Origin of the sequence: Caulobacter sp. Root487D2Y, assembly GCF_001427165.1 — a bacterium.
GTDB lineage: Bacteria > Pseudomonadota > Alphaproteobacteria > Caulobacterales > Caulobacteraceae > Caulobacter.
In genome coordinates, this window is record NZ_LMFD01000001.1 from 457,424 (window position 1) to 469,489 (window position 12,066).

Below are 12,066 nucleotides of genomic sequence, written 5' to 3' on the forward strand. Positions count from 1 at the left end.
GTATAGACCGCGCAAGACCATCCCCCGACCGCAGGAGCCCGACCGTGGCCGACTACATCGTCAAGGACATCTCGCTCGCCGATTTCGGCCGCAAGGAAATCGCCATCGCCGAGACCGAAATGCCCGGTCTGATGGCCACCCGCGCCGAATACGGCCCGGCCCAGGTCCTGAAGGGCGCCCGCATCGCCGGCAGCCTGCACATGACCATCCAGACCGCCGTGCTGATCGAGACCCTGACCGCCCTGGGCGCCGACGTCCGCTGGGCCTCGTGCAACATCTTCTCGACCCAGGACCACGCCGCGGCCGCGATCGCCGCCTCGGGCGTGCCGGTGTTCGCCTTCAAGGGCGAGAACCTGGTCGAGTACTGGGAATACGCCCACAAGATCTTCGAATGGGCCGACGGCGGCTATCCGAACCTGATCCTCGACGACGGCGGCGACGCCACCCTGCTTTGCGTGCTGGGTCCGAAGGCCGAGAAGGATCCCTCGATCCTCAACAATCCGCAGAACGAGGAAGAAGAAGCGCTCTACACCGTGATGAAGCGCTACCTGGTCGAAAAGCCGGGCTTCTATTCGGCGATCCGCGCGGCCATCGGCGGCGTGTCGGAAGAGACCACCACGGGCGTGCACCGCCTGTACCAGATGGCCCAGAAGGGCGAACTGCCGTTCCCGGCCATCAACGTCAACGACAGCGTCACCAAGTCCAAGTTCGACAACCTGTACGGCTGCCGGGAATCGCTGGTCGACGCCATCCGTCGCGGCACCGACGTGATGCTGTCGGGCAAGGTCGCCGTGGTCTGCGGCTACGGCGACGTCGGCAAGGGCTCGGCCGCGTCGCTGCGCCAGGGCGGCGCCCGGGTGATCGTCACCGAGATCGACCCGATCTGCGCCCTGCAGGCGGCGATGGAAGGCTATGAGGTCCAGACCCTGGACGACTGCGCCGGTCGCGCCGACATCTTCGTCACCGCCACGGGCAACAAGGACGTCATCACCGTCGATCACATGCGGCAGATGCGCAACAACGCCATCGTCTGCAACATCGGCCACTTCGACTCGGAAATTCAGGTCGCCGGCCTGAAGAACTTCAAGTGGGACGAGATCAAGCCGCAGGTCCACCACATCGAGTTCCCGGACGGCAAGAAGATCATCCTGCTGTCGGAAGGCCGCCTGGTGAACCTGGGCAACGCGACGGGCCACCCCTCGTTCGTGATGTCGGCCAGCTTCACCAACCAGACCCTGGCCCAGATCGAACTGTGGACCAACAAGACGGCCTACAAGAACGACGTCTACACCCTGCCCAAGCACCTGGACGAAAAGGTCGCCCTGCTGCACCTGGAGAAGCTGGGCGCCAAGCTGTCGAAGCTGCGTCCCGACCAGGCCGAGTACATCGGCGTGCCGGAAAAGGGTCCGTTCAAGCCGGACCACTACCGCTACTAGGCTTCGCCTTCAGCCAAGCCGAAAAGGCCCGCCGCGGAAACGCGGCGGGCCTTTTTCTTGGTCGCCGCCTGGCGGATCGGCTTTGGGCGGGCTTGCCGGAAGCGGCTTGGCATCGGCCTGGAGGTTCAGGGCTCGCCGCCTCTTCAAGAGTATACATTAAGGTAAATATTCGTGAATTCGCATCTGTTCTTGCGAATACGTATTTTATCTTGACATACCAAAATTTGTTGGTAATATGTGGGTATAGATTGGGGAATTGGCCCCGATCAAACTTGCGTGGCATGAGTACGCTCAAACCACGGAGGAACTGCCATGTAGACATCAACAACAGAAGGGGCCCATCCCATGACGAAGAATATCTATAGCCGCTATCCGACGATCATCCTGTGTGGCTTGATGGTTACCATCGCCGCCAGCGTTCTTCGCTTCACGCAAGCGATTTCCCAACGCATCGAGAACTCGCCCCAAGCCGAGGGGGCGCTGACCTTCAGCCCCAGCACCATGGAGCTGAAGTTCAACACGCGTGTTCAGGCGCTCGGCGTCTCGACTCCCAGCAAGCGCTAGAAACCACCCCATCGCCCGGCGACGCGGTTGTCGCCGGGCGGAGATTTCTCGCGCCATATTGCATCCTACGGTGGCGCTCATCGGGCGCGAAACGATGACTGTCTCACCGCGCCCTATTCAAGTCCTCAATGCTCAGCTAAGCCGCTAGTCATGCCGCTCGCTCTGATCATCTCCAGCCATGTCGCCGGCAGCCGGGTCGGCGCGTCGGCCCAGGCCGCCGCTCTCGTGCAGTTCCGCATCGACTCGATGATCGTGCCGACCGTGCTCTACGGCCGCCATCCCGGCTGGGGCATTCCCGGCGGGGCGCCGGCCCCCATCGAGGTGATGGAGGGCATGCTCGACGGCATCGAGGCCAACGGCCTGTTCGGCCAGACCGACGTGGTCATCACCGGCTATTTCGCCAGCGCCGCCCAGGTGCGCGCCGCCGCCCGCACCATCGACGCCGTCCGCGCCGCGCCGCGCGAGGGCGCGACCCCGGGCGCGCCGGCGCGCAAGCCGACCGTGATCATCGACCCGACCATGGGCGACGCCGGCAAGGGGCTGTACGTGCCCGCCGAAGTCGCCGAAGCCATCGCCAGCGAGCTGATCCCGCGCGCCGACGTCGTGGCCTGCAACGCCTGGGAGCTGCAGCGCCTGACCGGCACGGACTCCCGCGATCCCCAGGCGGCGGTGCGCGCCGGCCGGCTGCTGAACAAGCCGACCCTGGTTTCATCCGTGCAAAGAGGAAGCGAGATCGGCGTCGTCTATGTCGACCGCAAGGAAGCCTGGCTGGCGGCCCACGCCAAGGCCGAGCGCTCGCCCAGCGGCACCGGCGACCTGCTGACCGCCCTCTACGCCGCCTCGATCCTGGAAGGCCAGACCATCTCGTACGGCCTGGCCCGCGCCGTCGGCGGCGTGGCCGAGACGGTGACGGCCGCCAACATCTGGAACGCCCCGGAACTGCCGATCGTGGCCATGGCCGCGCGCATCAAGCAGACCTCGCCGACCGTGCGGATCGAGCGGCTGGCCTAGAGCATTTTCGAGCGAAGTGGCTACCGGTTCGCGTGAAGAAAATGCGTAAAATAGATACATCTAGAGCTCGATCGATTCCGTAGGAAACGAGCGTGCTCTAGCCGCCGAAGTGCGCCGCCAGGCTTGCTAGAACCAGGTCGGCCATGGCCGCGCGGGCCTCGACCGTGGCGCTGCCGCAGTGGGGTTGCAGCACCACGTCGTCGCGATCGAGCAAGGCGGCGGGCACGTTGGGTTCGTCCGCGAAGACGTCCAGGCCCGCCCCGGCGACGACGCCGGCTTCCAGCGCCGCGATCAGGGCCGTCTCGTCGACCACCGAACCCCGGGAGACGTTGATCAGCAGGCCGCGCGGGCCGAGCGCCTCGAGCACGGCGGCGTCGACGAGGGTCCGCGTGCCCGCCCCGCCCGCCGTGGCGACGAACAGCACCTCCACCTCCCGGGCCAGGTCCAGGGGACTGGCGGCGTAGGCGTAGGGCGCGTCGTCCACGGGCCGGCGGCTGTGATAGACGACCTGGGCGGCGAAGGGCGCGACGCGCGCGGCGATGGCGCGGCCGATCTGGCCCAGTCCCAGCACGCCCACGCGCTTGCCGCTGGCGCGTGGGACCAGGGGCGGGGCCGTTCCCGGCTCCCAGCGGCCCGCGCGCACGAAGCGGTCGCCGACCAGCATCCGCCGCGCCAGGGCCAGCCAGAGGCCGACGGCCAGGTCGGCGACATCGTCGGTGAGCACGCCGGGCGTCGTCGTCACGGACACCCCGCGCGCGGCGGCGATGTCGAGATCCACGGCGTCCAGGCCCACGCCGTTCACGGCCACGATCTCCAGCGCCGGCAGGCGGGACCAGAGGGCGGCGGGCACGCCGGTTCCACCGCTGGTCACGATCCCGCGCACCCTCGGGCCGACCGCCGCCACCAGGGCCTCGGGATCGACGGCGCGGTGCGGACGGTGGACCCGGTAACGGGCGTCCAGCGCCGCCTCGAGGTCTTGCGAGAACGACTGCAGCTGCAGGAGGTCGATGGTCATGGGCGGACTCCGGTCGGCGGCGCGACGATATCCTTCGGATGGCAAACCCGGCCGGCCTGGGCTAGACGAAATCGCATGACCGTCGACATCACCGGCTTCTGCCCCGACCGCTTCTCCGCCGTGCGTGAGGCCTTCGCCGCCAATTTCGAGGCCGATTCTTCTGGGGGGGGCGGCGAGCTGGGCGCGCGCTTCAGCCTGGCCGTCCACGGCGAGGTCGTCGTCGACCTGATGGGCGGCTACGCGGACCGCAAGCACGAGGTCGCGTTCGGGCCCGACACCCTGACCCCGCTGTTCTCGACCACCAAGGTCGTGGCCGCCCTGCTGATCGCCCGGCTCGTCGACCAGGGCAGGCTGACCTACGACCAGACCGTGGCCTCGGTCTGGCCCGAGTTCGCGCAAGCCGGCAAGCAGGACGTCACGGTCGGCCAGGTGATGTCGCACCAGGACGGCCTGTCGGGCTTTCCCGACGAGACCGATCCGGCCATCTGGTTCGACTGGGAGGCCACGACCGCCAAGCTGGCGGCCATGGCCCCGCTGTGGCCGATCGGCTCGGCCAGCGGCTACCACCCGATCACCTTCGGCTTCACCGCCGGCGAGATCTTCCGCCGGGTCGACGGCCGGACGATGGGCGCGGCCCTGCGCGAGGACCTGGCGCGGCCGCTGGGCCTGGACCTCTGGATCGGCCTGCCCGACAGCGAACACGCCCGCTGCGCCGAGCTGATGCGGCCGAGCGCCGTGCCCAAGTTCGGCGCGATGAACGCGGCGGTGAAGGCCGCTTTCATGACCCGGTGGGCCGCGCCGGGCGGACGCGGCACGGCCGACTGGCGACGGGTCGAGATCCCGTCGGCCAACGGTCACGCCACCGCCCCCGCCCTGGCCCGTCTGATGGGGGCCCTGGCCTCGGGCGGCGCGCTGGACGGCGTCCAGGTGCTGTCGCCCGCCCTGATCGCCGAGGCCAGCGCCGAGCGGATCGTCGGCCAGGACCTGGTCCTGCCCTTCGTGATCAGCTGGGGCGCGGGCTTCATGCGCAACACGCCCAACTTCTTCTACGGCCCCACGCCCGAAGCCTTCGGCCACAGCGGCTGGGGCGGTTCGTGCGCCTTCGCCGACCCGTCGCGCGGCGTGTCGGGGGCCTATGTGATGAACAAGCAGGGGACCGAGCTGATCGGCGACCCGCGCGCCGTGCGCTTGATCCAGGCGGCCTATTCGGCGCTCTAGCGACCTTCGGAGGCGGAGATGAGCAAGGCCGGGATCGCGAGCGCCGGCCTGGCCGCCCTGGCCTGGGTCTCCGCCGCCCACGCCCAGGACGCCGCTCGCGATTTCTGCGCCGACCGCCCCGGCAAGGGCTCGCCGCCCTGCGTGCTCGACGCCGGACGCTTCCAGGCCGAGCTGGGCGTGGCCGACGGCGCCTGGAGCCGGGGCGGCGGGGTCTCGACCGACGATATGGCCTTCGGCGAACTGGAGCTGCGGCTGGGCCTGACCTCGACCGTCGAGGGGCAGGTGGCGTGGACTGCCCGGGAGCGGGTGCGCGACGAGGATCGGGCGGCGGGCGTGGTCTCCACGACGGAGGGGTCGGGCGACGTGACCTTCAGCCTGCGCTGGTCGCTGCGAAGCCCCGGCGGCGACGGGGTCTCGGTCGCCCTGCAGCCCTTCGTGTCCGCGCCCGCGGGGTCCGGCGGGATCGGCGACGGGATGTGGCTGGGCGGGATGATCGCGCCGATCTCCGCGCCCCTGAACGCCGACTGGTCGCTGGCCTTGTCGCCCGAGCTGAGCGCGCGGCCGGACGCCGACGGCTCGGGCCGCCACCTCGGTTTCGGCGGCGCCGTCGGCGTGGGACGCTCGGTCGGTCCGGTGGCGCTGGGCCTGGAGCTCTGGGCCGACCGCGACGAGGATCCGTCCGGCGCCGTCACCGCCGCCAGCCTCGACCTGACGGCCGCCTGGACGCCGGCCTCGATCAAGGACCTGCAGCTGGACGTCTCGGCCTATGTCGGGCTGAACCGCGACACGCCGGACCTCGAACTGGCGGTGGGCGTGGCCAAGCGGTTCTAGGTCCCAATAAAATCCGGGGTTAGGCCTTGGCGCGCGGCTTTGCCTCGATCATCACCGCCCCGACGATCCCCGCCGCCACCGCCGCCGCCGCGCTGATCCCCATGACCCAGGGATAGCCCTGGGGTCCGGGCGCGAAATAGATCAGGCCCAGCACCGCCACGGCCAGCAGGCCGGCGATCCGGGCGACGGCGTTGTTGACGCCCGAGGCGACGCCGGCGTGGCTGGCGGCCACCGCGCTCATCACCGTGTTGGTCAGGGGCGCGACCGCGACCGTCATGCCCAGGGCGACCACCAGAACGCCGGGCAGCACGCCGGTCCAGAAGCCCGAACCGATCCAGGGCGCGCCCAGCAGGCCGAAGCCGATCCCGGCCAGGATCGGCCCGAGGGTCAGCATCGGCCGGGCTCCGAACCGGTCGGCCAGCTTGCCCGTCACGCCCGACAGCGTCCCCATGATCAGCGAGAACGGCAGCAGGGTCGCTCCGGCCTTGGCGGCCGAATAGCCGTGGCGGGCGATCAGCTCGTAAGGCAGGAAGAACAGGGCGCCGGTCAGGCCGAAATAGAGCGCCAGGGTCAGCAGGTTGGCGCCGCTGAAGGTCCGGGAGCGATAGAGCGTCAGCGGCATCATCGGATGCTTCTCGCGGGCCTGGCTGACCAGGAAGCCGGCCAGCAGGGCCGCGCCGACGCCCAGGGCCGTCCAGACCGCCGGGCTGGCCCAGCCGCGCTGGCCGGCCGCCGTCAGGCCCCAGGTCACCGCGCCCAGGCCGGCGGCGGCCAGGACCGCCCCGCGCCAGTCCAGGTGCTCGACCTCGGGATCGCGGCTCTCGCGCACCGCCGCCAGGGCCAGCCAGACGGTGGCCAGCGCCAAGGGCAGGTTGATCAGGAAGATGGCGCGCCACGAGACATGGTCGACCAGCCAGCCGCCCAGCACCGGGCCGATCGCCGTGGTCACCGCCCCGAACCCGGCCCAGGCCCCGATCGCCGCGCCGCGCTCGTCGTCGTCGAAGGTCGAGCCCAGGATGGCCAGGCTGGCCGGGACCAGCAGGGCCGCGGCGATCCCCTGCACGGCGCGGGCGGCGATCAGCCAATCGGCGTCCGGGGCCAGGGCGCAGCCCAGGGACGCCGCCGCGAACAGCGACACGCCGATCACGAACACCTTGCGCCGCCCGTAGCGGTCGCCGGCCGAGCCGCCGATCAGCACCAGGGCGCCCAGCAGCAGCAGGTAGGCGTTGACGATCCACTGCACCTGGGCGGCGTCGGCCTTCAGGGCGGTCCGCATGGCCGGCAGGGCGACATTGACCACCGAGCCGTCGATGAAGGCCATGCTCGAACCGAGCACCGTGGCGGCCAGGGCCAGGCGCTTGCGGGGCGCGGGCGTGTCCGAGCGGCCGGCCCGGATCACGCCTTCGTCGCAGGGGGGATGCACCGGTCCGGTCATGGCGGGGAGGATGGCGTGAATGCAGCCGGGTCGCCAATCCCATTTCAACCGCTCATCCCGGCGAATGCCGGGATGAGCGGATTTGAAGGGAAATCAGACCGCCGCGATCACCCGCGTCCGCTTCCAGGCCCCATAGGCGAAGGCGGCCACGCCCAGCCAGATGAACACGAACGACGCGGCCCGCATCGGCGTGAAGGCCTCGCCCAGCGCCACGCCCAGCAGGAACTGGATCGTCGGGGCGATGAACTGCAGGAAGCCGACCGCGCTGAGCGGCAGGCGGCGGGCCGACCAGGCGAACAGAGCCAGGGGGACGACCGTGGCCGGTCCGGCCAGCATCAGCAGCAGGCTGACCGGGGCGTTGGCGCCGAAGTGCCCCACGCCGGACGCCTGCAGATGCCAGACATACAGCAGGCCTGGAACGGACAGATAGGCGCACTCGATGAACAGGCCGGTCTGGGCGTCGGCCTTCACCTGCTTCCGCAGAATGGCGTACAGGCAGAAGGTCAGGGCCAGGCTCAGCGAGACGATCGGCAGGTGGCCCAGGGCCAGGGTCTGGATCGCCACTCCGACCGCGGCCAGGCCGATGGCGACCTTGCCCTCGATGCTCATCCGTTCACGGAACAACAGCGTCCCGGCGGCCATGTTCATCAGCGGGTTGATGTAGTAGCCGAGGCTGGCCTCGATCAGGTGGCCGGCGTTGATCGCGAAGATGTAGATCGCCCAGTTGCTGAAGATCGCCACGGTCGACAGCAGCAGCACGCCCAGGGTGCGGGGCTGGCGCAGCACCGCCGCCACCTGTCCGCCCTGCTTGCTCAGCAGCACCAGGCCGCCGGCCCACAGCACCGACCACATCGTGCGGTGGGCGATCATCTCCCACGACCCGACGCCCATCTGGTGCAACAGGTGGAAATAGAGCGGCAGGAAGCCCCACAGGCCGTAACAGGCCACGCCGGCGATATAGGCGGACTTGCTGTCCGCCGAGGAACTGGCCGTCTCGGAACTGGAAACCATGGAGCGTCACCTTTCGGGATCACGTGACAGATGGGAATCGCGTCGTCGATCCGCTTCTTGCGGAGGGCGCGAAATCCGGTCCCGAAGGTGGAAATTTCATCGTCCCCCGCCTCTGGCGGGGGACGATGGGGTCGTCTTAAGCCAGGGCCTTTTGCTTGATCAGGCCCTTTTCATGCAGCAGCTGGGCGATCTGCACGGCGTTCAGGGCCGCCCCCTTGCGGAGGTTGTCGGCCACGCACCAGAGCGCGATGCCGTTCTCGACCGTGGGGTCGGTGCGGATGCGCGAGACATAGACCGGGAACTCGCCGGCCGATTCCTTGGGCGTCATGTAGCCGCCGTCCTCGCGCTTATCGACGACTTGCACGCCGTCGGCGTCGCGCAGGATCTCGCGGACGTCGTCCTCGTCCAGCGGGGTCTCGAACTCGATGTTCACCGACTCGGCGTGGCCGACCATGACCGGCACGCGCACGCAGGTGGCGGTCAGCTTGATCGACGGATCCAGGATCTTCTTGGTCTCCATCATCATCTTCCACTCTTCCTTGGTGAAGCCGTCTTCCATGAAGACGTCGATGTGGGGGATGACGTTGAAGGCGATCTGCTTGGTGAACTTCTTGGGGGCCGGGGCGCCCAGGACGAACACGCCCTTGGTCTGCTCCCACAGCTCGTCCATGCCTTCCTTGCCCGCGCCCGAGACCGACTGGTAGGTCGAGACGACCACCCGCTTGATCTTGGCTTCGGCGTGCAGGGGGGCCAGCACCACCACCAGCTGCGCCGTGGAGCAGTTGGGGTTGGCGATGATGTTCTTGGGCAGCTTGTTGACGGCGTCCGGGTTCACTTCCGGCACCACCAGCGGCACGTCCGGATCCATCCGGAAGTGGCTGGAATTGTCGATAACGATCGGACCGGCCGCGCCGATCTTCTCGCCCCAGGCCTTGGAGATGGCGCCGCCGGCGCTCATCAGCACGATGTCGACCTTGGAGAAGTCGAACTGCTCCAGGTCCTCGCAGTGCAGAATCTGGCTGCCGAACGAGACTTCCACGCCGATGGATTTACGCGAGGCGATGGCATGCATCTTGTCCACGGGGAACTTCAGTTCCTCGAGGATATTGAACATCTCACGGCCCACATTGCCCGTGGCGCCGACCACGGCGACCCGGTAACCCATCGCAGCCTCCAATTCATGTCTTGAGCCCGCCCATCGACGGCGGGAGCGGACCCGTTACGCCCGGTAAGGCCCGGAAGCAAGAACAGGCTTTCTAATGCGACGCTTAGCGCAAGGCGTCGGGGGAAGATTTCACCCGGACTGGATGGGATCTGCACGAAGCGGCGTGACGCCCCCTCCGTCACGTCGCTACGCGACGCGCCACCTCCCCCGTTGCACGGGGGAGGAGAAGGTCGGATTCGCATCCTCCTCACCCGCATCGCGGGGGAGGTGGCGCGAGCGGATACGCATCGTGACGGAAGGGGCGTCACGGCAGAGTCTACTTCCGCTCCGCCTTCACGAAATCCACGAACGCCCGCAGCGGCGCCGGCATGTGCCTGCGGCTGGGATAATAGAGGTACGGCCCGCTGAACGGCGGCAGCCAGTCGTCGAGCACGGTCTCCAGCCGGCCGGCGGCGATGGCCGAGGCGACCATCCCCTCGAACTTGGCCAGCAGGCCCAACCCCGCCTCGGCGGCGGCGATCTCCAGCTCGCCGCTGTTGGTGATCAGGGGGCCCTCGGGTTGGACGCGGATCACCTCGCCGTCCTTCTCGAACTCCCAGGCGTAGCTGGTCCCGCTGGCGAAGCGGTGGCGGATGCAGGGATGGTTCAGCACCTCGCGCGGGTGGGTCGGTCGGCCGTGCCGGGCGAAATAGGCTGGTGATCCCACCACCACGAACCGCTGCGGCCCGGCCAGGGGCACGGCGATCATGTCCTTCTCCAGCCGCTCGTCATAGCGCACGCCCGCGTCGTAGCCGGCGGCCAGCACGTCGACGAAGGAGTCGTCGGCCGTGACCTCGACCCGCACGCCGGGATGGGCGGCCAGGAAGCGCGGGATCAGGTCGGGGAAGACCATCTGCGTCACCGCGCCCGGCACGTTCAGCTTCAGGACGCCGGTCGGGCTGTCGCGGAAGGCGTTGATCTCGTCCAGGGCCAGGGTCACGTCGGCCAGGGCCGGGGTCAGGCGGGCCAGCAGCCGCTCGCCGGCCTCGGTGGGGGTGACGCTGCGGGTGGTGCGGTTGAGCAGCCGCACGCCCAGGTCCGCCTCCAGCCGGCGCAGGGCTTCCGACAGCGACGAGGCCGAGACCCCGCGCAAGGCCGCCGCGCCGCGGAAGCTGCGGGTCCGGGCCACGGCGGTGAAGGCGTCGAGATCGGCGAGATCGGGCTGGGCCATTGTGCGGATATCCAAACAGCTCGTGCGGTGATGAGCGGATTATCGCACGCGAAGCGGCGGCGCATAGTCCGCCCCATCGAACACGCACGCTTTCGGAGACTCCCCATGCAAACCCGTCAACTCGGCAAGACCGGTCCCGTCGTCTCGGCCCTGGGCCTGGGCGCCATGGGCATGTCGGGCATGTACGGCCCCTCCGATCGGGCCGAGAGCCTGGCCACGATCGACGCCGCCCTGGAGGCCGGGATCACCCTGATCGACACCGGCGACTTTTACGGCATGGGCCACAACGAGATGCTGATCGGCGAGGCCTTGAAGGGGCCCAAGCGGGACAAGGCGGTCATCAGCGTCAAGTTCGGCGCCCAGCGCGACCCGGCCGGCGGCTGGATCGGCTTCGACGGCCGCCCGGCGGCGGTGAAGACCGCCCTGGCCTATACGCTGCAGCGCCTGGGCGTCGACCACATCGACATCTACCGGCCCGCGCGCCTGGACCCCAACGTGCCGATCGAGGACACGGTCGGGGCCATCGCCGAGCTGGTCCAGGCCGGTTATGTGCGTCACATCGGGCTGTCGGAGGTGGGCGTCGAAACGATCCGCAGGGCCCACGCCGTCCATCCGATCGTCGACCTGCAGATCGAATACGCGCTGATCACGCGCGGGGTCGAGGACAGGATCCTGCCGGTCCTGCGCGAACTGGGGATCGGCATGACCGCCTATGGCGTGCTGTCGCGCGGCCTGATCAGCGGCCACTGGGACAAGGATCAGGGCAAGGCCAAGGGCGACTTCCGCGCCTATTCCCCACGCTTCCAGGGCGACAATGTCGACAAGAACCTGGCCCTGGTCGAGGCGCTGCGGAAGGTCGCCGAAGCCAAGGGCGTCAGCGTCGCCCAGATCGCCATCGCCTGGGTGGCGGCGCAAGGGCCGGACATCGTGCCGCTGGTCGGGGCCCGCACCCGCGCCCGCCTCGCGGAATCGCTGGGATCCCTGGACGTCACCCTGTCGGCCGACGACCTGGCCGCGATCGAGCGGGCGGCGCCCAAGGGCGCGGCGGCCGGCGCGCGCTACGCCGAAGCCCAGATGGCCCATCTCGACAGCGAGCGCTGACCGGTTCGGCCCACCCCGGTTTTCCGGCCCGGTTTTCAAGGGTGGGCGGATGAAAATTTCGGTCTGTCA

Annotated in this window: 11 protein-coding genes; 6 read left to right on the top strand and 5 right to left on the bottom strand. The window is 69.1% G+C overall.

The window, feature by feature from the left end; genetic code table 11:
• Positions 1-44 precede the first annotated feature (44 nt).
• The 3 genes from ahcY (at position 45) to ASD38_RS02200 (ending at position 3,011) form a co-directional block, all read left to right on the top strand.
• Positions 45-1,436, top strand: a complete 1,392-nt coding sequence (gene ahcY / locus ASD38_RS02190) for an adenosylhomocysteinase (protein WP_056443788.1) — start codon at positions 45-47, stop codon at positions 1,434-1,436.
• 345 nt (positions 1,437-1,781) lie between these two features.
• A complete protein-coding gene (locus ASD38_RS02195) occupies positions 1,782-2,000 on the top strand; it encodes a hypothetical protein (RefSeq protein WP_056457152.1) in 219 nt (72 codons plus the stop codon).
• A gap of 150 nt (positions 2,001-2,150) precedes the next feature.
• Positions 2,151-3,011, top strand: coding sequence for a bifunctional hydroxymethylpyrimidine kinase/phosphomethylpyrimidine kinase (locus ASD38_RS02200; protein WP_056443796.1), 861 nt, complete (start codon positions 2,151-2,153; stop codon positions 3,009-3,011).
• Positions 3,012-3,108: 97 nt separating this feature from the next.
• On the opposite strand, the gene ASD38_RS02205 is transcribed toward ASD38_RS02200, so the two are convergent.
• Entirely contained in the window at positions 3,109-4,026 is a 918-nt protein-coding gene (locus tag ASD38_RS02205; protein ID WP_056457155.1) for a 2-hydroxyacid dehydrogenase, read from the bottom strand.
• Positions 4,027-4,101: 75 nt separating this feature from the next.
• Here ASD38_RS02205 and ASD38_RS02210 point away from each other — a divergent pair, with 75 nt between their 5' ends.
• Positions 4,102-5,244 carry a serine hydrolase domain-containing protein gene (locus ASD38_RS02210; RefSeq protein WP_056457158.1) on the top strand — a complete coding sequence of 381 codons (1,143 nt, stop codon included), beginning with the start codon at positions 4,102-4,104 and terminating at the stop codon, positions 5,242-5,244.
• 18 nt (positions 5,245-5,262) lie between these two features.
• The gene (locus ASD38_RS02215) at positions 5,263-6,075 is read left to right on the top strand and encodes a transporter (protein WP_056457161.1); all 813 of its coding nucleotides are present in this window, start codon (positions 5,263-5,265) and stop codon (positions 6,073-6,075) included.
• A gap of 19 nt (positions 6,076-6,094) precedes the next feature.
• Here ASD38_RS02215 and ASD38_RS02220 read toward each other — a convergent pair whose 3' ends face one another.
• The 4 genes from ASD38_RS02220 to ASD38_RS02235 all read right to left on the bottom strand — a co-directional run bounded on the left by ASD38_RS02220 (position 6,095) and on the right by ASD38_RS02235 (position 10,896).
• Entirely contained in the window at positions 6,095-7,558 is a 1,464-nt protein-coding gene (locus ASD38_RS02220) for an MFS transporter (RefSeq protein ID WP_235523740.1), read from the bottom strand.
• A 45-nt stretch (positions 7,559-7,603) separates the two neighbouring features.
• Entirely contained in the window at positions 7,604-8,521 is a 918-nt protein-coding gene (rarD, locus tag ASD38_RS02225) for an EamA family transporter RarD (RefSeq protein WP_056457167.1), read from the bottom strand.
• 136 nt (positions 8,522-8,657) lie between these two features.
• Entirely contained in the window at positions 8,658-9,686 is a 1,029-nt protein-coding gene (locus tag ASD38_RS02230; RefSeq protein ID WP_056457169.1) for an aspartate-semialdehyde dehydrogenase, read from the bottom strand.
• A 316-nt stretch (positions 9,687-10,002) separates the two neighbouring features.
• Positions 10,003-10,896, bottom strand: a complete 894-nt coding sequence (locus ASD38_RS02235; RefSeq protein WP_056457172.1) for a LysR family transcriptional regulator — start codon at positions 10,894-10,896, stop codon at positions 10,003-10,005.
• Between the two features lie 105 nt (positions 10,897-11,001).
• Here ASD38_RS02235 and ASD38_RS02240 point away from each other — a divergent pair, with 105 nt between their 5' ends.
• Positions 11,002-11,997 (top strand): aldo/keto reductase, encoded by a 996-nt coding sequence (locus ASD38_RS02240; protein WP_056457175.1) that lies wholly within the window; start codon positions 11,002-11,004, stop codon positions 11,995-11,997.
• Positions 11,998-12,066: the final 69 nt, after the last annotated feature.

Bases quoted from the DNA above. Each gene is read 5' to 3' on its own strand.
- ASD38_RS02195 (WP_056457152.1), top strand. From the start codon at position 1,782: ATGACGAAGAATATCTATAGCCGCTATCCGACGATCATCCTGTGTGGC.
- ASD38_RS02200 (WP_056443796.1), top strand. From the start codon at position 2,151: ATGCCGCTCGCTCTGATCATCTCCAGCCATGTCGCCGGCAGCCGGGTC.
- ASD38_RS02205 (WP_056457155.1), bottom strand. From the start codon at position 4,026: ATGACCATCGACCTCCTGCAGCTGCAGTCGTTCTCGCAAGACCTCGAG.
- ASD38_RS02210 (WP_056457158.1), top strand. From the start codon at position 4,102: ATGACCGTCGACATCACCGGCTTCTGCCCCGACCGCTTCTCCGCCGTG.
- ASD38_RS02215 (WP_056457161.1), top strand. From the start codon at position 5,263: ATGAGCAAGGCCGGGATCGCGAGCGCCGGCCTGGCCGCCCTGGCCTGG.
- rarD (WP_056457167.1), bottom strand. From the start codon at position 8,521: ATGGTTTCCAGTTCCGAGACGGCCAGTTCCTCGGCGGACAGCAAGTCC.
- ASD38_RS02230 (WP_056457169.1), bottom strand. From the start codon at position 9,686: ATGGGTTACCGGGTCGCCGTGGTCGGCGCCACGGGCAATGTGGGCCGT.
- ASD38_RS02235 (WP_056457172.1), bottom strand. From the start codon at position 10,896: ATGGCCCAGCCCGATCTCGCCGATCTCGACGCCTTCACCGCCGTGGCC.
- ASD38_RS02240 (WP_056457175.1), top strand. From the start codon at position 11,002: ATGCAAACCCGTCAACTCGGCAAGACCGGTCCCGTCGTCTCGGCCCTG.